General features: G+C 54.1%; 15 protein-coding genes. 9 read left to right on the top strand and 6 right to left on the bottom strand.

All coding sequences use genetic code 11. The annotated features are described in order from the left end of the window. Both HMPREF9241_RS05875 and HMPREF9241_RS05870 read left to right on the top strand, forming a co-directional pair. On the top strand, window positions 1-984 hold the full coding sequence (locus HMPREF9241_RS05875; RefSeq protein WP_006681368.1) for a Gfo/Idh/MocA family protein: 984 nt from the start codon (window positions 1-3) through the stop codon (window positions 982-984). Window positions 985-1,084: 100 nt separating this feature from the next. Further along, window positions 1,085-3,289 (top strand): cell wall-binding repeat-containing protein, encoded by a 2,205-nt coding sequence (locus HMPREF9241_RS05870; protein ID WP_006681367.1) that lies wholly within the window; start codon window positions 1,085-1,087, stop codon window positions 3,287-3,289. Between the two features lie 82 nt (window positions 3,290-3,371). On the opposite strand, the gene HMPREF9241_RS05865 is transcribed toward HMPREF9241_RS05870, so the two are convergent. Together HMPREF9241_RS05865 and HMPREF9241_RS05860 are read right to left on the bottom strand one after the other, a co-directional pair. Beyond that, complete coding sequence (locus HMPREF9241_RS05865; RefSeq protein WP_006681366.1) at window positions 3,372-4,526, bottom strand: glycosyltransferase; 1,155 nt, start codon at window positions 4,524-4,526, stop codon at window positions 3,372-3,374. Continuing rightward, complete coding sequence (locus HMPREF9241_RS05860; RefSeq protein WP_040318571.1) at window positions 4,523-5,878, bottom strand: lipopolysaccharide biosynthesis protein; 1,356 nt, start codon at window positions 5,876-5,878, stop codon at window positions 4,523-4,525. Before HMPREF9241_RS05860 ends, HMPREF9241_RS05865 begins: the two co-directional genes overlap by 4 nt. Before the next feature lie 65 nt (window positions 5,879-5,943). Here HMPREF9241_RS05860 and HMPREF9241_RS05855 point away from each other — a divergent pair, with 65 nt between their 5' ends. After that, on the top strand, window positions 5,944-7,173 hold the full coding sequence (locus HMPREF9241_RS05855) for a glycosyltransferase (RefSeq protein ID WP_050998797.1): 1,230 nt from the start codon (window positions 5,944-5,946) through the stop codon (window positions 7,171-7,173). A gap of 66 nt (window positions 7,174-7,239) precedes the next feature. On the opposite strand, the gene HMPREF9241_RS05850 is transcribed toward HMPREF9241_RS05855, so the two are convergent. After that, window positions 7,240-8,388, bottom strand: a complete 1,149-nt coding sequence (locus tag HMPREF9241_RS05850; RefSeq protein WP_040318570.1) for a glycosyltransferase family protein — start codon at window positions 8,386-8,388, stop codon at window positions 7,240-7,242. Between the two features lie 122 nt (window positions 8,389-8,510). Here HMPREF9241_RS05850 and HMPREF9241_RS05845 point away from each other — a divergent pair, with 122 nt between their 5' ends. The 3 genes from HMPREF9241_RS05845 to HMPREF9241_RS05835 all read left to right on the top strand — a co-directional run bounded on the left by HMPREF9241_RS05845 (window position 8,511) and on the right by HMPREF9241_RS05835 (window position 12,706). Then, window positions 8,511-9,803 (top strand): nucleotide sugar dehydrogenase, encoded by a 1,293-nt coding sequence (locus HMPREF9241_RS05845; protein ID WP_006681362.1) that lies wholly within the window; start codon window positions 8,511-8,513, stop codon window positions 9,801-9,803. Window positions 9,804-9,971: 168 nt separating this feature from the next. Further along, a complete protein-coding gene (locus HMPREF9241_RS05840; RefSeq protein WP_006681361.1) occupies window positions 9,972-11,765 on the top strand; it encodes an NTP transferase domain-containing protein in 1,794 nt (597 codons plus the stop codon). Between the two features lie 14 nt (window positions 11,766-11,779). Continuing rightward, window positions 11,780-12,706, top strand: a complete 927-nt coding sequence (locus tag HMPREF9241_RS05835) for a DMT family transporter (RefSeq protein WP_006681360.1) — start codon at window positions 11,780-11,782, stop codon at window positions 12,704-12,706. Between the two features lie 65 nt (window positions 12,707-12,771). Here HMPREF9241_RS05835 and HMPREF9241_RS05830 read toward each other — a convergent pair whose 3' ends face one another. Continuing rightward, window positions 12,772-13,608 carry an NAD-dependent epimerase/dehydratase family protein gene (locus HMPREF9241_RS05830; RefSeq protein ID WP_040318641.1) on the bottom strand — a complete coding sequence of 279 codons (837 nt, stop codon included), beginning with the start codon at window positions 13,606-13,608 and terminating at the stop codon, window positions 12,772-12,774. 218 nt (window positions 13,609-13,826) lie between these two features. Here HMPREF9241_RS05830 and HMPREF9241_RS05825 point away from each other — a divergent pair, with 218 nt between their 5' ends. Then, window positions 13,827-14,711, top strand: a complete 885-nt coding sequence (locus HMPREF9241_RS05825) for a glycosyltransferase family 2 protein (RefSeq protein WP_006681358.1) — start codon at window positions 13,827-13,829, stop codon at window positions 14,709-14,711. 152 nt (window positions 14,712-14,863) lie between these two features. Here HMPREF9241_RS05825 and HMPREF9241_RS05820 read toward each other — a convergent pair whose 3' ends face one another. Then, window positions 14,864-15,949 carry an acyltransferase family protein gene (locus tag HMPREF9241_RS05820; RefSeq protein WP_006681357.1) on the bottom strand — a complete coding sequence of 362 codons (1,086 nt, stop codon included), beginning with the start codon at window positions 15,947-15,949 and terminating at the stop codon, window positions 14,864-14,866. 227 nt (window positions 15,950-16,176) lie between these two features. On the opposite strand from HMPREF9241_RS05820, the gene HMPREF9241_RS05815 reads away from it, so the two are divergent. Together HMPREF9241_RS05815 and HMPREF9241_RS05810 are read left to right on the top strand one after the other, a co-directional pair. Next, window positions 16,177-17,052: a LicD family protein gene (locus tag HMPREF9241_RS05815; RefSeq protein ID WP_006681356.1), complete on the top strand. Its 876-nt coding sequence runs from the start codon at window positions 16,177-16,179 to the stop codon at window positions 17,050-17,052. Between the two features lie 15 nt (window positions 17,053-17,067). After that, on the top strand, window positions 17,068-18,312 hold the full coding sequence (locus HMPREF9241_RS05810; RefSeq protein ID WP_006681355.1) for a lipopolysaccharide biosynthesis protein: 1,245 nt from the start codon (window positions 17,068-17,070) through the stop codon (window positions 18,310-18,312). Window positions 18,313-18,370: 58 nt separating this feature from the next. Here HMPREF9241_RS05810 and HMPREF9241_RS09415 read toward each other — a convergent pair. Beyond that, a partial coding sequence (locus tag HMPREF9241_RS09415) for a glucosaminidase domain-containing protein (protein ID WP_006681354.1) occupies window positions 18,371-19,248 on the bottom strand: 878 nt, incomplete at its 5' end.

The following is a 19,248-nucleotide window of genomic DNA, read 5'->3' as shown; positions in this document are numbered from 1 at the left end:
ATGACTATTCGTTTGGGCATCGTTGGCGTTGGCTCAATGGGGCGCCATCACGTTCGTATTGCTCGACAAACCGATGGAGTTGAGCTGGTTGCCCTTGTTGATCCAGCAGGAGATCGCTTTGGCGTCGGCAATGGCATGAAAGTTCTGCCGGGCGTTGATGACATGATTTCCCAAGGTATTGATGCGGCGATCGTTGCTGTACCGACGGTGTTCCATGAGCAAGTGGCACTGAGCCTTGCTGACGCAGGTGTTCACACATTAGTTGAAAAGCCACTTGCCACGTCATACGAAGCGGGCAAGAAGATCGTTGAAGCATTCGATAATGCTGGTGTTATCGGTGCTGTTGGCTACGTTGAGCGCTGTAACCCTGCGCTCATGCAAATGCGTCAGCGCATCGCTGGCGGTCAGCTTGGAAGAATTTTTCAGATTTCAACCAGGAGGCAATCACCTTTTCCGGCGCGCATCTCCGACGTCGGTGTAGTGAAGGATCTGGCAACGCACGACATTGATCTTGCGCAGTGGGTGACGGGGAGTAGCTATCGGACAATCTTTGCCCAAACGGCGTATCGTTCGGGGCGCGAAGATGAAGACATGCTGGTTGCTTCGGGCTGTTTGGATAATGGCATCTTGGTCAACCACCAGATCAACTGGCTTTCTCCCTATAAAGATCGCACGACGATTGTCGTTGGAGAGAAGGGGGCCCTGGTCGCCGATACTGCGATGGCGGATCTGACGTTCTACGAAAACGGCTCGACGCCTGTTCAGTGGGATCAAGTGGCAGCTTTTAGGGGTGTCAGTGAGGGAACAGTGACTCGCTATGCGATTGATAAGCGTGAACCTCTTGTTGTTGAACAGGAGAACTTCCGCGATGCGATCAACGGTATAGGGGCGAATCATGTTTCGATGCGTGAAGCTTTAGAGACCCTACGAGTCACGGAAGCGATACTGGAGTCTGCGCGCGAAGGGTACGCGGTGACCCTGTAACACATAGGGGCTCAATGGTGTGACACCGATGAATTCACATTGTTTCCATTAACAACATGTGTCACACTAGCAACATCTGTCACCGCGTTTTGGAGTAATTGTGCGCCGATTGTCTATTGTGTCGCTTCTGAGTGTGGGCGCGTTAACTGCCGCTCTTGCCCTTCAACCATCGACGCCTTCGACTGCTACTGACTCAGTTCTTCCCTCTGACATGGATGTTGCTCCTGCCACGGTTTCCATTGCTGATATTCATGGCATGGAAGACATCGCTGAAGCTCCCATGGAAGAAAAAGTCGCTCCAAGTGAATACGGAACTGGCGAAAGTGAAGATCCGTTCCTTGTTGAGGTCGAACAGCGCTCTCTTCACAATGCTTCCGAAGTAGTTCCCGAAGAGAACGAAGAATCTGTTCTGCACGTCGCGTCTGATCTTCCTTCAGGTGTTGTTATTGCCGGTGTTGTGTTCGAAGACGGTATTAAAGAAGGCGCAGTCACGATCGCATACCGAAGCGAAGCCGATGGTATGTGGTCTGACTGGACAGACGTCGAACTTGAGGATGCTGTTGCTGAGACAATGACGCAGAGCACGGATCCCATTTATCTTGAGAATGCCTCGAAAATCGAAGCTGTCGTGAAAGCGGCGCCGGGCACTGATACTGATGTCCAGGCCCTGGGGAACGTTCATATGAGCGTGGTGTACACCGAAACCCAGGAAAATGAACTTGGCTCTGGTTCTTCGTTGAAGAAGGTTGACTTCAAGGAGCAACCAGACGCGCGTGCAGTGAATACTGGTGTACGAGGCGCCTCGTACAACACTGGAATGCAGGGACTGAATATTTTGTCCCGTGGCGAATACGGTCTGCCATGGTCGTCAGGTTGGACTCCTGAAGCGATTAATCCTCAGGGTGTTGTTATCCACCACACTGCCTCGGACAACAGCTATTCTAAGGCAAGCGCCGCGACGGTGGTGAAGGGTATTTGGAATTTTCACGCCAACGGGAGTGGTTGGGGCGATGTGGGCTACCACTTCCTCGTTGATCGCTATGGCACCGTATATGAAGGTCGCGAAGGATCTTTGACTGGCTTCTACGAAGGCGGTCATGCCTACGGTGCGAACACGAACACGCTGGGCATTTCTGTTGTCGGAAACTTCGTCTACGAAGAACCGCCATATGTAGCTCAGAACTCCGTGGCAAAGCTCGCTGCGTGGCTCTTTAAACGAATCGGTATCGCGGATCCCTACAAGGGTATCTGGGTTCAGGGTAAGCCAGCCGGCGGTCGTTGGATTCCAGCATTGTCGGGCCACCGTGACGTCGGGGGAACAGAGTGCCCCGGTCAAGCGTTCTATGACAAGCTTCCGCGTCTGCGTAAGGTTGTTGCCAGCCTCGTTAAAGGCAACAACGCTTGGATTGACGGAGCAGGCAATGTTCAGGAGACTCCCAGAGCTGTTCCCGCTGAAGGCGGACGTCTTTCGGGCGCAGACCGCGATTCCACCGCAATTGCCATTTCGCAAGCACGTTTCCCCTCGGGAGCGACGACAGCCTATCTGGTGAACCGCCTGTCGCCGGTTGATGCTTTGGCTGCCGGCGTCGTTAAAGACGGGCCAATTCTCTTCGCTTCACGCGGGGGAGTGAAGCCTGAAACAGTCAACGAAATGAGACGCCTTGGTGTTTCAAAGGTCGTCATGGTTGGTGGAACCGGAGTCTTGCCAGATTCGCTCTGGAACTCGCTCCCGGGTGTTTCTCGAGTGCGCTTGGGCGGAACTGATCGTTTTGATACTGCTCGTCGTGTTGCTTCATACGTGTTTCCCACGACATCCGCAGCGGTTTACGTTGCAGATGGCTTGGGTGTGAACGGGGTTGGTTCAGCTGACGCTCTGGTTGCTGCGAACGCCGAAGACGGGCCGATTCTCTTGGCGAAGCCGGGAGTTGGCTTGGATAGTGCGTCTGCTTCTTTGGCATCAAAGCTGGGTGGAAAGAAGTATCAGCTGGGCTCGGTGTCCCTAGCTGCTGGCGCCACCTCGCTCGGAGGGACAGATCGCTACTCCACGTCGGTTGCTTCAGCGCGTCACTCGTATCCGACAAAGCCTTCAATTGTCTATCTTGTCCGTGGCGATGTTTTCATGGATGGTGTTGCATCAGGCACCCTCACCGATGGTCCTCGTCTGTTGACCGAAACCGCTTCATTGCCCTCCAGTGTCTGCGACTACTTGAAGGACGTTAAACCCAAGAAGGTTGTCGCTCTCGGTGGAACCGGTGCCGTTTCAGACGAAGTTCTCATGAAAGCCCGGATGTGCGCAGCTAGATGACCAGAAACAGCAAAGTGGGCGTGTGAGGAATACTCCTCACACGCCCACGGTGTTTTTTCGGTAAGTCGCTCGCTCACAAGGCTCACGAGTGTGTGAGTTGACTGTAGATATCCCGTAGTTGCTTGGTTGCGCGTGTGATACTGCGATTCTCTTTGACCCAGCGTGACGCACGCTGAGCGCGTTCTTCGCGCTCAGACTCGTTCATGCTCAACAGGGCTGTCATCTGGGATGCAAGGGATTGCACATCGCGCTCCGTTACGAGATGTTCACTCCACGATGGTGCGACCATTTCAGGAGTTCCACCGACCCGATTCGCGATAACGGGGGTCCCGCACGCTTGCGCTTCAAGAAGGACAAGTCCGGCGGCTTCGGCTCTACCGTTCGTTGTTTGGGTGGGGAGTACGAGGCCGGTCGCGCAACGCATCCACTTGCGGACCTCTTCCTTTGTTGCGCGTCCGAGCACGTGAATTGATGGGTCGGCGGAAGCGGCCTTGTCGACTTGAGAACGTAGCGGCCCATCTCCGATCAGGACAAGGCGATGGGGGTACGAACTTAAGAGGGAATCGTGAGCAGAAAGCAGGTCGGGGATCCCTTTGAGCTCGCTCAGCGCTCCGACGAAAAGCAGGATTGGATCATCGGTGGCAAGCGGAGATTGTTCGCCGGTGATGGAAGAAGTGGCGGGAGTCCACCAGCTGGTGTCGACGCCTTGGTAATGAACAGTCAGTTTGCGGGCATCTACTCCAGATTGAACAGCTTTGTCAGCAAGGAACCTCGACACGGCGAGCACCTGTGTAGATTGATGGAACGCAGCCTCAATATTGAGGTCATTCCAATATGCGCCGGCTCTTCTCGGTATAGAGGGAAGATGGATTCCAAGGTTGGAATGATGATAGGCATCCCCACCGTGCACGGTTGTCACCAGTGGAACACCGAGCTTGCGTGATGCTCGAGCCGCTGGAAGAGACCACGTTGCCTGCTGTTGATGAATGATGTCGGGGTGGCTGGCAACAATCATGCGTGTCATGGCGTGCCCATACGCCCATTTCGCAGCGCGTTGAACTGTAGGGGCAAGACGATCGGGAACCACCTGGAGAACAGGAATGCTCATTGATGGATCATCGATGAACGCCGTACGAGTCACGATGGTCCAGTCGATATCCGGCATTGCGAGCGCATGGGCGGTGGCGAAATACGTGGGAGGAATCGACAGGGTACCTTTGGCAAGTGTGACTTTCATTCGGTATCTGCCTGTTCAACGGTCATGGGCGCCACGCCACTAGTGCGTGGCGTAACGGGGTAAGACTCCGTATTGTCAGACTTATCCCAGACTCTAGCAACGCGAACCGTGAGCGCGGTGAGGCCGGCAAGTAACAGTGCCTGGACGATGGAGACAACCCAGAGCGTGGTGACGATCGGAAAGCCTGCGCCACCCATGATATGGATGATTCCAAGGGGAGTTGCCGCATACATGCACGCGAAAGCGAGCATCAGACCTTGCCTGTCTGTGACAACGAAAACCGTTGAAATCGGCGATGTCACGACATTGAGCAGAAGCCAGGGGAGGAGGGCTTGAGCAATCAGCCCAGACTGTTCCCAACCGAACCCCAAATACCAGGGGAACAACGAAGGAGCGATCAAGGCAAGCAGAACGAAGGGGCCGATGGAGGCAAAGAAGGATAAACGGATCGACCTGAGGACTGTGGCCAGCATTGTTCCGCGGGGTGCAACCGCGAGGGAACGATAGGTCACTTGAGAAACTGCGCTGGTAATCAGAGCTACGGGCGCCTGCATGAGGAGCCACGCCTTGGCAAACTGCCCCTGCGGATCAGCTGAATACCACACGCCAATCAGCAGGACGATTCCGTTGACTCGCACAGCATCAACCAACACATTGGGAGCGTTCAGTAACGGCATTCGCCGGTAGCGGCGCAGGAGTTGCTTCGTGGTGCGTCCGCCAGTCTCGGGGGCAACGAGGCTCGATCGGCCACGATACAGCAGAGCAGAAGTAGAGAGGATCTGCCCGAAGAACTGGCTGAAAATCTGACCCGTTAGGGGAGCTAAGCCAGCAAACGGGGCTCCGATGCGGCTCAACTCAATACCGGCAGAATTGAGCACCCTATTTGATGAAATGGCTGAGAATCGTTCGAGCCGAGTGAGCCAGTAATTCATCACTGACGTGACGGAAAGGCACATGACAACAATGCCTGACCAGCCAAGAATCCCCGCCAATTCCTCGTGGTTTAAAGCGCGGGAAATGGGGCGGGCAAAGATCCAACAGAATACGGATGTCAGTGCTGCAACGATGGATGTCAGCGTGAGCGAAACGCGGACAAGGCGTCGCGCCTCGTTGTCACGGGCGGGAAGCACGATTGCCATGTCGTATCTGCCAGCACTCACGCCTGCGACAATCTGCGGAACAGCAAGGAACGCGGCAAACGATCCAATATCTTCGGGAGTATAGAGACGCCCGATGATGGGGGTTGTCACAAGGACAATCAGCTGTGCAATGACGGTTCCCGTCAGAAGCGTCGAAATATGTGCCAGCTGAGGATGCTCAGCTCGCATTCGACGCAGGATAGACGAACCCATACGTGCAATTGTGCCATTACGGTGCCTGCTTGGAGTATCAGGGGAGAGTACTGCACACTTAAAGAGTGAAACGACGACGCTCACCATCGCGATCACAGGCTCGTGTCGTTATTGCGACTCGTACTTTTACGCCTGATCCAGCTGCCGCGGCACTTCGCTTGAGTGCTCTCGCTCGTGCCCTGCATGCACGTGGGGCTAAGGTTCGTGTTTTCACCTCAAAGCCCGAAAAATCACTGCGGAGCCTCCCACTCCCATCGTGGATGAACGATATCGACGTCAGGCGCTGGCCGGTTCTTCGTGACGCAACGGGAGCAGTACGCGGATACGTTCCCTATATGTCTTTCGACCTTCCGCTCTTTTTCCGCCTGCTCACGGCGAAACGCCCAGATGCAGTGGTCAACGAACCGCCACCGACCACCGGTCTTGTTACCGCTATCGCATGCGGTATACGGCGTATTCCTCACATTTACTATGCGGCGGATATCGTGTCGGACGCGGCGCGCGCCCAAGGAACCACTGGACTTGTCGTTGACGCGGTGACGTGGATGGAACGAACCGCAATGAAGCGAGCAACGGCAGTCATCGCCGTATCCCAGGGGGTCGCAGATCGAGTCCAGGCCATTTCAGGTCGGGAAGCGGTCGTCGTCCCCAATGGCATTGATACGACCCGCGATGAAACAAGCGACGGCAAATTGAGCGGGGATCGTGGCCTCGTCCCCGAAGGATTCCCCCAAACTTCAGGCCCCGTCTTCCTTTACGCGGGCACAGTCGCCCAGTGGCTCGCTCCGGAGATCTTTATCGATGCGTTCGAAAAGGTGAAGGAGAAGCTTCCAGAGGCGCGCCTCATTTATTTAGGGCAGGGGAATGCGTGGGCGCAGTTGCGCGATCGCGCTCGCGGGATTGCTGGAATTGAATTCCACCCAACTGTCAGCGCCGAGGAAGCCCAACGCTGGTACGCGCTCGCCACTGCGTCGCTTGCCTCAATGAAGCCCGGCGCCTACGACTACGCGTATCCGACGAAGATTTTATCGTCCCTTTCAGCGGGAACTCCTGTTATTTTTGCTGGTCCCGGGCAGGCTGCACTCGACGTGGCGGAAGCAAACCTGGGGTGCGCAGTTGATGTAGATGTCGATGCGGTGTGTGATGCGATGGTTGAGCTGTCAACTCTTGATGACAATGATCCGCGCTGTGATCGTGCGCGCCTTCATCGCTGGGTTGTAGAACACCGATCGGTTGCAGTCTCATCTGCGCGAGCTACCGCAATCGTGCTGGAAGTGGCTCAATCTTCACGCTGAGTTTCAACAGGGGAGCACTTCGGGGAACCTGCGACTCAATGTGCTGATGTGGGAGCGAACTATTCGTTAAGAACATCCCAACATGTCGCGCATGATTCCGCGTGCGACTTCAGCTTCCTTCTCAAAGCAGAGCTCGGGTGCGGCGGTGTGCGAAGCCTGTTTGAATTGGTCAACCACTTCTGGTGTCAGCTGGCGCAGGGAATCAACGATTTGAGGAACCTCGTACCCGGCGGAGATGACGCCCAGTTCGTGTTCTTCGAGTAAAGCGGTCATTTCAATGCTCGGCCCAATTGCCAGGGCAAGACGTGCCTGCACAAAGTCGAAGAACTTATTGGGTAGCGTGAGGCGTGCGTTTGTTGTCACCGGTGGCATCCAGAATGCACCAATGTCGTAGGCGTTCAGGGTGGCCGGCAGGTCAGCGGGAGCGACAGGATCGTGGAAACGAACGAGGTCCGAACCGGATGCTCGCGCCTTCAATTCTTTGAGATAAGCGCCCTTATCCCCACCGGGCACCACGTACAGGTCAAGGCTGAAATCGCCGTCCGTAGCCAGGGTTGCGTCGATCGTTGTTTCGAGGCTACGCCCGGGCACTGCCGCACCCGAATGGACGATGCGTAGTGGCCTGTGTGTAGGAGTAGTTGATGGCGTGAGGTCCGCGAAAGGAGCGGCATTACGCATGAGCTGCGGGCGAACACCATAACGGCGCTCGTAGAGCTTCATAATTTCTGTGCCAACCGTCGTCGCATTCGCGACCCTGGGAAGATAACGCTCACAGACCGAATCGATCCACGGCGCAATAAGGATCCTCCACGCTGCAACGTGGGTGCGCTCTTCAGGTGCCCACTCGTGCAGGTCAGCCCAGATCGGTGCAGACTGGGCGGCCTCGTACGCAAGCGGAAGTGCGCGCGCATCGTTGGCGATCACCGCGTCGAAGTGACGTGCCCGTAAGTCGTCAATGACTGCGCGCGTGCCGGGGGCTGCCAAGTCCGATGCGCGGTGGCAATGAAGTGCCAAGCGCACAACTCCCAGGGGAGTCTGGGGCAACGAGGCCGCGCCTGCTGGGATTTCAACATGATGCGTGGAATAGGGCGTCGCAGGACCGTATCCGCAGGTCGTGACGTCACCAAACTCAGCAACGACGCTGAGCTGACGCAGTACGCGGGCATCGCGCATAAGCGGAGAAAATGAGAGGACCAGAATCTGGGGACGCGACATGGAATTCATTCTATCTACCTGTTGTGTGCGCCCACGGATACCGGCGCTCCGCGCGTGAATCAAGAGAGTCACGGCTTCTTCAGCGCATACTTGATGGCGAACAGAGCCCTGAAGGAGTACCCGTGCGTATCGCTGTTGTTGCCCTCGGAAAAATTGGACTGCCACTGGCCGTGCAGTATGCGATGAAAGGGCATGACGTCATCGGCGTCGACGTGAATGAAACGACCGTTGACCTGGTGAATAAGGGTGTCGAACCTTTCCCAGGTGAAGCGCACCTTGATGAATACGTGCGCGACGTTGTTGCTTCAGGGGGTTTGCGCGCGACAACGTCGTATGAAGAAGCGATTCCCGGCGCTGACGCTGTTGTCCTTGTCGTTCCGCTTTTCGTTAATGACACGACGTGGGAGCCGGATTTCGGGTGGATGGATGATGCGACGCGCTCGCTGGCCACGCATCTCACTCCGAATACTCTTATCTCCTACGAGACCACGCTGCCCGTGGGTACCACCCGCAACCGGTGGAAGCCAATGATCGAGTCGATTTCGGGATTGAAGGAAGAGCAAGACTTCCATCTCGTCTTCTCGCCCGAACGCGTGCTGACCGGACGAGTCTTTGCTGACCTGCGTAAATACCCGAAGCTGGTTGGTGGGCTGAACGATGCGGGAACAGCAGCGGGTATCGCTTTCTATGAAGCGGTTCTCGACTTCGATGAGCGCGCTGACCTGCCTTCCCCCAACGGAGTCTGGGATATGGGAAGCGCCGAGGCTGCAGAGATGGCGAAACTCGCTGAAACTACCTACCGCGATGTCAACATTGGCTTGGCCAACCAGTTTGCAGTCTATGCGGACAAGGTGGGGATTGATGTTGAGCGAGTGATCGACGCGTGCAATTCCCAGCCCTACTCGCATATCCACCGTCCGGGGATCGCAGTGGGAGGACACTGTATTCCCGTCTACCCGCGTCTCTACCTGTCGACCGACCCGGATGCATCGATCGTGCGCACTGCACGTTCCTACAACGCGACGATGCCGGAATACGTTGTGTCTCGCGCGGAGTCCGTGCTGGGTTCGCTAGCGGGGCTACGAGTTGCGGTTCTAGGCGCCTCGTACCGGGGGGGAGTGAAAGAGACGGCGTTCTCCGGCGTGTTCGCCACGGTTGAGTCTCTGCGCACTCGCGGGGCAAACGTCGCCGTTCATGATCCGATGTACTCAGACGATGAGTTACGAGGCTTCGGGTGGGAGCCGTATCATCTGGGGGCTGATGCGTGCGACTGCGCCATTGTTCAGGCCGATCATGCACTGTACCGCACGCTCACCCCAGCGGATTGCCCAGGAATTCGTCTGCTACTCGATGGGCGTCGCGTGACCTCACCCGAGTTGTGGGCGGGGGTGCCACGCGTCGTTATTGGTGAATAACGTGCCAGAAAGTCGATGAAGTGCACGTATTTGCTTCGTTGAAGTCGATTGAAAATATGTGAAATACGCAAAAATGCGTGACATCACCACGCTGTATGTTCATAATTATTTACACAAGGCTTATGTTTGAACGTGAGTCTCGGAAAACAATTCTTGAACGGATGGCTGATGTCTGCACCACTGTCACACGCGCAGTTCGATGTTCTTTACGCAGTGAACTGTAACGAAGGAACGCTTACTCAGCGTGAGATCCAAGCAATAACGGGTATGTCACTAGGACGTGTGAACTCGGCTGTTCGTGAGCTTGAAGCGAGCGGGTATCTTGCGGCCCGTCAGATCACTGACGCTGGCCTGGAAGCTCTCGCGCCATATGCTGTCGATAACGCAGTCATTATGGCAGCAGGTCTCTCATCACGTTTCGCCCCCATCTCCTATGAACGACCGAAGGGGACCCTGCGTGTTCACGGAGAGGTTCTGATCGAACGCCAGATCGAGCAGCTCCACGAAGCCGGAATTACAGACATCACCGTCGTTGTCGGTTACAAGAAGGAATACTTCTTCTACCTCGTCGAAAAATACGGCGTGAAAATCGTTGTGAACTCCGAATACGCCACGCGAAACAACAATGGTTCGCTGTGGCTGGTACGCGACAAACTGGCCAATACCTACGTCTGTTCGTCCGACGATTACTTCACCGAGAATCCTTTCGAATCCCACGTTTACCGCGCCTACTACTCTGCCCAGTATGTTGAAGGTGAGACCGATGAGTGGTGTCTGACAACCGGCGCTGGCGGTCGCATTACCGGCGTTGAAGTTGGCGGACATGACGCGTGGATCATGCTTGGCCACGTCTACTTCGATCGTGAATTCTCAGCCACGTTTGTGGAGATCCTCGAGCGCGTTTATCACCTTCCAGAAACCGCCCCGAAGCTCTGGGAACAGATCTATGTCGACAATATCAAGCAGTTCTCGATGGTCATGCGCACATACCCTGCTGGCCTGATTAACGAATTTGATTCTCTTGATGAACTTCGCTCTTTTGACCCGTTCTTCATGGAGAACGTTGACTCCGAGATTTTTGACAACATCACGGCAACATTGAACTGCGATGTGAATGATATCCAGGATGTCTACCCCCTCAAGCAGGGAATTACTAATCTGTCATGCCACTTTGCTGTGGGAGACAAAGAGTATGTCTATCGCCATCCGGGCCTGGGAACTGACAAGATCGTGGACCGACAAGCCGAAAGCGAAGCACTGAATCTGGCGAGTGAACTGGAACTAGACTCGACATTCCTTGCTTCCAACCCGATTCAAGGATGGAAGATCTCTCGCTTTATCCCCGATTGTCGCAACCTTGACGTGACGAATCCCGACGAGCTTCGTCGCGCGATGCAGATGTCCCGACGCCTACATGACAGCGGGAAGACTCTCACGCGCAACTTTGACTTCGTCACTGAAGGTCTGCGATACGAAGAGATTCTGAAACAGTTTGGTCCCATCGACGTACCTGGATATGAGGAGCTTCGCACCAAGGTCCTTCGGCTGAAGACACACGCCGATGCGGACAACTTCCCGCTGGGTCCCAGCCACAACGATTTCTTCAACCTGAACTTCCTTGTTTCTCAGAACGGGCATCTTGACCTGATCGACTGGGAATACGCGGGGATGTCCGATATCGCTGCTGACTTCGGGACAATGGTCGTCTGCGCGACCGATCTCACCGATGAGCTTGCTACCCAAGCCCTCGAATACTATTTTGGCCGAACACCCACCCCAACCGAACAGCGTCACTTCTGGTCATACGTTGTCTTTGCCGGGTGGTGTTGGTACATCTGGTCCCTCGTAAAGGAAGCAGAGGGCGACAACGTCGGTGAATGGCTGTACATCTACTACTCGCACGCAACCGGAAAGCTCAACGAATTACTTGCTGCGTACGAGAACGCCGAGCTGGATAACTGAAGAGGAGACACGCAATGAAGTGGGGTATTTTTTCGGGTGCTCTCTGGGGCTTGGACACATCGATCCTGGCTCTCGCACTAGTCTTTGTCCCGTTCCTCGATGCGTCAGAATCATCGCTTTCATCAGCGCTACTGCACGATGTGACGGCCGCCCTGGTCCTGCTTGTTTATATGGGCCTGAGAGGTCGTCTACGTGACTCTTTAGCTGCGGTGAAGACTCGATCGGGTCGAGCCGTCATGCTCGGCGCATTGCTGGGTGGTCCGTTCGGTATGACCGGGTACCTGATTGCGATCAATCACATCGGGCCGGGCTTTACGGCCATCATTTCCACCTTCTACCCGGCCGTGGGTACCGTTCTGGCGTTCGTATTCCTGAAAGAACGTATGAGCCCCAAGCAGATTATTGCTTTGCTCGTAGCTCTTGGAGCCATTGTGATGATCGGCTATTCGTCAACGCAGACGGTTACCGAGGGCAACCCTGTCCTTGGCGTCATTGCCGCTCTTGCCTGTGTTTTTGGTTGGGGCTCCGAAGCTGTCATTCTCGCGTGGGGAATGCGTGACGATGCCGTTGACAACGAGACTGCCCTCCATATTCGTGAAACAACATCGGCGCTCGTGTATGTCATTGTTGTTGCTCCGATCGCTGGGGTCGTCGGGTTTACCCTCCGTGCAATCCCGACGGTGGGAACTGGTGTGATCGCGATTGCCGCAATCGCCGGAACGGCTTCGTATCTCTTCTACTACAAGGCCATCGACACAGTCGGCGCCTCGCGAGGGATGGCACTGAACATCTCTTACTCTGCATGGGCGGTGATCTTCGCATTCCTTTTGCAAGGGACCGTTCCCAGCGTCCTACAGATCGTGTGCTGTGTGGTTATCTTGGTGGGTACGGTTCTGGCTGCTACGCCGAACTGGAAGGAACTGCGTTCGCAGTTCACATAGGATCCTGGTCAAAAAAGGTGTGGCCTCCCTGTCTGTAGGGAGGCCACACCTATATGAACGCGAAGTCAGTTCTTTGCCATGATCTGGTTGATGATCGTTGGATCGCCCCAAACGCCGGGGGAGTCATAAGGACGATCGGGGAAGGCGCCGTACTCGAGTGTCAAAGAAAGATTGTTTTCCTTGATGTATGCCTCAACGCGGTCAGCCAATGAGATCGGTTGACCCGAGCACGCGTTAATGATGCCCGTGTACTCATCCTGCGTCACGATCGCGGCGATCTGTTGCGCTAGACCATCAACGGAAATGAAATCGTACAGATTCTTTCCCATGGTGAAGGGGAAAGATGTCTTGCCTTCTTCATCAGCCTGAAGAAGCTTGCTGAAAATGGAATTACCGAATTTGTCATCGCCGACGATGTAGTAGCCACGGATCCATTGCATCAATGAGCCAGTTTGAGAAGCGCGAATAGCGGTGAGATCACGCAGAGCATTCTTTGCTACTCCATAGAGGGACGCGGGGTGGCAGGGGGTGTCAGCATCAATAGCACCTTCCCAATATCCGACCTCATGCATTGAGCCCATCACTGCAATCTGAGACAACCCACCTTCAAGAAGATGTGAGATGAAGTGGTAGTGGGAAGCCAAATCGTCCACATGCGCCTGAGAATTGTGCTTGAAACCGTCCCTCCAGGCCATGTGAAGCACAACATCGGGCTTGCCTAGCTGCTCGTAGATGTCAGCGTCGCCTGAAAAGATATTGACGTTCAGGCGTTTAGCGCGTTCATCGATTCCGTCAAACTTCAAATCCACGACAGAAACATTGACGTCATGCTTCAGCAGAGCGTCGACGACATGGCGACCAATATAGCCACCGGCACCAGTAACGAGAACAGTCTTTCGCATAGGTGTGATGGTATCAGTTGGCTTTGCCATTACCTCGTATAAAACGAGCTAAATCAGACACCGTGAGCTGAAAAATATAGGTGAGGGTTCGCGCACTATCTTGGCGTTCCCTGTAGGTTCTGCCGAGATAATAATCGAGCAACTAAGATGGAGTTATCTGAAAGGTAGAAGCCAGACCCGTTGTCTACCTTCCCCCGAAGAATCTGAGAGATTGAGCTATGCATACCCTCGACATTATGTTGCCGTTTTGGGGCGAACCGTCGTACCTCTTTGAAACAGTAGAGGCCGTTCGTAACCAAAGCGTGGGCGGATGGAAGTTGACGGTTGTTGATGACTGCTACCCAGATCCGCAGGTGGGCGAGTACTTCTCGCACCTTGATGACGAGCGCGTGACTTATATTCGCAATGAAAACAATCTGGGCATCACTCAGAACTATGAGCACTGCGTTGAACTTGCCTCGGCGGAGCTCATTATGTTGCTTGGATGCGATGATGTTCCAGAACGCGACTTCGTCGAACGAATCTTGAAGCTTCACTCTGAATTTCCCTCTGCATCCATTATCCAGCCGGGAGTTCGAATCATTGATGAGAGCAGCTCTGCGGTCACTCCTGTTGTCGACCGGGTTAAGTCCTTACTGCGACCTGATGCGCAGCGGCCTCGTCTGTTGTCCGGTGAGGATCTTGCCGTATCGCTGTTGCGAGCCGATTGGTTGTACTGGCCTTCGCTCGTCTTCAAGCGTGAGGTTTTTGAAACAACGCAGTTCCGTCCGGGTTTCCCGATTATTCAGGATCTTGCGCTTGTCATGGATGTCATCGTGGCTGGAGGCTCTCTGCTCTTCGATCCCTATGTATGTTTTGCATACCGTCGTCACGCTGAATCTGCATCGTCGACTGCACTTTTTGATGGCCGTCGTTTCCAAGGAGAACGCGATTACTTTGCGATTGCCGAGAAGCTCGTATTGAAGAATGGCTGGAGGCGCGCTGCACGTGCTGCGCGTATTCATTCAACGTCGAGAGCACATGCTCTGACTTTGCTTCCCCAAGCCTTGAAGCAGAAGGATAACGCGGCTGTCTCGCAACTTCTGAAGCATGTGATTTCGTAGTGTGTCAGAGCACACTGAAAGAGGTTGGTGGGTGCTTCTGAAAAGCGCCCACCAACCTCTTTCAGTGAATGGCTATCACTTCGTTGGAAGGCAATGGCGGAAATGAGGGAAGTGAGTTCTCTGTAGCGAAAAGCCTTGTTTGCTGAGGCTTACTAACGAGCAGCTAAGGAGAGCTCTCCCCAGGGGGATTTTCCGCGAACCCAACGCATCGTTGCACGTTCAACACCCAACCAGCTCGCTGTCGCCAAGATGACAGTGATGAACGTGGCAACCATTAAAAGGAACCAGAACCCCATCGTGTGAACGCCGAACAGGATAAGAAGCTGAAGGACGGGGAAGTGGAAAATATACACGCCGTACGAGATGTCATGAACCTGAATGAGTTTCGGAGAGGGGAGAACAGCTCCCAGCCAGAGGATCACGTAGGCCATAAATGGTGATGCTGCTTGCTTACCGAAACCGTCCGAACCGTAGATACACGCAAGCGCAAGGATGAGGGAAACAAAAGCGTACTCCCATCTCATTGGCAACTTATCGCCTAGCTGGAAGATAATCGCGCCCCCAAGGAAGTACGGGAGCATAAAGATGAGTAGCTGAAAATCGCCACTATTTCCAACGTAGGGAAGGAACCAACCGATTCTCGCGTGAATTGCTACCGACACGAGGAATAGCAGGATTGTTGGCCACACGTGGTTCTTTGTGAACGCCCATGACAGGAAGACACCGATGATGATGTAACACCAGAACTCGTAGTACAAACTCCAGAGGGAACCATTCCAAGCCGACGGATAAGGCACCGATGCAAGAGTGCCCGAGACATCGTAGTGATTAATTAAAAGGAAGATATTCGAGTAAATGTAGTGGAGTGGCGTAGTCGGAGTTGCGAAGAACCCGTCGAACGAGTGCTTTTCAACGTAATAGGCAATCGGTGCGAAGATGAAAGCAACCGCAACGAGGGACAGCAAGAATCCGGGATAGATGCGAGTAATGCGATTCATCAAATAGTGTGCGCCATTACTTCGAGTTCGTGCGCCCGTGATAAGAAAGCCGGAAATACCAAAGAAACCAACGACTGCCCAGCTACCCAGGTGTTGTCCCTGCCAGACAACACCATCTCCAACACCTGCCAGAATCTGGGCGTGAGAAAACACAACCAGAAACGCAAGGGCTAATCGCAGGAGGTTGAGGGCGTTATCGCGAGAGCCAAGATCTCGCGTATATGGTTGGGGCAGATGCATGGTCACTTAGTGTAATGGACGCATATCTGGCTCCCCTTGATCGACTCTTGTTTCTCGTGTGCAACCTACGACAGCGGTGAACAACGTGGATGTGCATGTGAATTCTTGTGGCGTAACGAGTCTGGGATCATTGTTGAAGCACGATGTGTTTCTCGGCTGAAATACTCTCCTGTGCGATAATCGGGTAACGATCAAGTTGGAATGATGCTCGAGTTTAAGGACAACGTATGGCAACGCCTGATGCATTTTCAGATCCGGAGCAACTTGCGAAGATTCAGGCAGTTCTCCTAAAGATTCTGAAGGATTTTGATCAAGCCTGTCGCGAGCTTGGGGTCGAGTACACGGTCTACGGTGGAACATCTATTGGGGCTGTGCGGCATCAGGGGTTCATCCCGTGGGACGATGATGTTGACGTGCTTATGACTCGTGCCGATTACGAGCGTTTCCTTGCCGAGGCGCCGAAGATTATGTCGAAAGACTATCGTTTCGACAATACGCGTACGGTGCCAGAATATCCCTTCATGTTTACCAAACTTGGGCTGGATGGAACTGTCTTCATTCCTGAGTTTGGCAAGGACTCGAAGTACCGGATGCGCCTAGCAATCGATCTACTCCCTCTCGATAATGTTCCGGGCGATGATCCTGCAGCGGTTAAAGCAATGAGTCGCAGAACATGGGTGTGGGGTCGTCTGCTCTACGTACAGGGAACCCCGACTCCCTACTTGATTGACACACACGGCTTCAAGCGTTTTGCGATCCACAGTGCAACCTCGCTTGCTCATTGGGCTATGCGTTTATTCCGTGTAACCCCACAAATGTTGCAGAACAAGTGGGATAAGGCTGCTCGTCGTTTCGAATCGGTTGATACAGGGATCTACGCTGACTTTTCGATGCGTGATCCGTGGAACTGGACAGTGACTCGCGAGGAGCTCTTCCCAGCTCTGGATGTTCCGTTTGAAGACATTACGGTCAAACTCCAGCGCGAGTACGACGCGGTTCTGACACGTTCGTACGGCGACTACATGCAGATGCCACCGGAAGAGAAGCGCCGTAACCATAAGCCGGTAGAAATCGATTTCGGTCCCTACGAAAGCCTCGCCTGAGAGAAGGACGAGTCCATGTCGGACGCCAGTGCCAGTAGTTCTCTCAAACGTGACTACTTTTGGAATACTGCATATTCTCTGATGCAGTCTGCTGCGACGGTAGTCATGTTGATCGTTGTCACTCGTGTTCTCGGTATTGAGATTGCCGGCTTATATTCGTTAGCAATTGCGGTCGGTCAACAATTCCAGACGCTGGGAATGTTTGAAGTACGCACGTACCATGTGACAGATGCGTCGGGGAAGTTTACTTTCGGCACCTATCATGCAACTAGAATCTTGACCGTCGGTGCAATGATTATTGGCATTGCAGGATACGCGGTTGTGAGTGGCGATGGGCTCTCCGCTGTGATGCTCATGATCCTGGTTGCCTCGATCCGCGTCTTTGATGCGTTCGAAGATGTTTACTACTGCGAGCTTCAACGTAGTGGCCATCTGGATATTGCTGGTGCAGCAGGGTTCTGGCGTACTTTTGTCACTACAGCTGTATTTAGCGCCGGGCTTGTCATTACGCAGAACCTTTGGATAACAGTAATTGCAACTTTGGTTGCGTCGCTCGTAGCGATGATCGTTCTATTTGTTCCTCAGAGCGTGCGACTTTTTGCTTTCAAACCGCTATGGACAAAACGCGAGATTTCTGCTCTCCTCATTGATTGTCTACCGCTTGCTCTTGCATCGTTTATTTCCATGTATCTTGCGAATGCTCCACGTTTCGGTATTGACCGTTACTTGGGCCTGACAGAACAGGGTATTTTCGCAATTCTTTACATGCCTGCGGTAGCAATCAATTTGCTGGCATTGGTTGTCTTTAGACCACTTCTGACACAGATGGCTCATCATTGGGTTCGCCACAACTGGTCAGGATTTGTTGGGATCGTGCGTCGCGGGCTTACCGCTACAGCGGGCGCATTTGTCGCGGTTGCGATTGTGACCTACTTTATTGGTGTTCCGATTCTCAATCTTGTTTTCGGTAAAGATATTGCTCCATATCGAACGGAGCTGATCGTTCTTGTCTTTGGTGGAGCCATGAACTCTGCCAGTGTGATTCTCTATTACGCGATTACGACGATGCGCCAGCAGAAGCTGGTCTTTGTAGGGTACGCCGTGTCAGCGTTGACGATTGCAGCTCTTGTTCCCATTCTGATCCCGCGTTATCAGATTATGGGTGCTTCGATTGCCTATGGGATAGCGATGACCGTGCTCTCCATGATCTTCGGACTCGTACTGGTGGCGAACAGGGATAAGAAAGCCGTCGAACAGTAGTCGTATGTGAGAGCCGAAACAACTTCAATCCCAACGCGGGGTACACTCTGTTCACTTTTTAGCTGAAAGACCGCTTCATCAGGGCAACGATGTGGAACCCGTAGTTTTTGGCGGTCGCCCACCCGCGGTGTTGGGGATTTTCTTGAATGCCGAGGTATTCAACGATGGGCGCGCTTCCCCTTAAAACGTAGGCGAACCGTTGATCTACCAAGGGGTAGGCAAGACTAGATTCAGTTGCATGTGGGTCAGCGTATGCGCGTAGGTGCTGGACTTGTGCCCGCAGACCGGTGCGCACGTCGGGGAAGCCGTTGCCTTGTGCTCCGTTACCTGTTGCGGCAAGTCCTGCGAAGTTGAACTGTTGGATCTTGACGTCGCCACCGAATGAGAGCCACGCGGTTTCTAGCATGGACTGGGCAAAGACAACTTCCGGGTTGATGCCTTCGGCTATTGCCTCGTCATAGAGGATCGAGAAGAAGTCTAAAGCGGTGGGAGCGCCCCCAATGCTGAGTGCACCCGAGGGATAGGAGTGACCCGATTGGGCGTATGCGTTCAGCATTGCTTGGATTGTTGTGGCACGGTTTGTGTGGGGGGCTCCCATGATCGGCGTAGGAGTAAACCACGTTCCGTCGGAGGCAAAGTAGTAGGTGGCCGAATCAATGTCCTGCTGGCCTGTGACCATTGCTCCTGAAGGGGCTAGGTAGTACCAGGTGCCGTTGTTTTCCAGCCAACCGGTTTTCATGGCGCCTGATGCTTCAAAGTAATACCAGGTTCCGTTCACTGATCGCCAACCGGTTGCCATTGCTCCGGAGGTGGTGAGGTAGTACCACGTGCCACCGTTGTCGACCCAGCCGGTTTTCATTTCGCCGCTCTGGGTGAAGTGGTACCAGGTGTTGTTGACGAGGGTCCAGCCGGTGGCCATTGCTCCGGAAGAGTCGA

The organism is Schaalia turicensis ACS-279-V-Col4 (assembly GCF_000296505.1).
Classification (GTDB): Bacteria; Actinomycetota; Actinomycetes; order Actinomycetales; family Actinomycetaceae; genus Pauljensenia; species Pauljensenia turicensis_A.
This window is presented reverse-complemented; position numbering and strand designations above follow the sequence as displayed.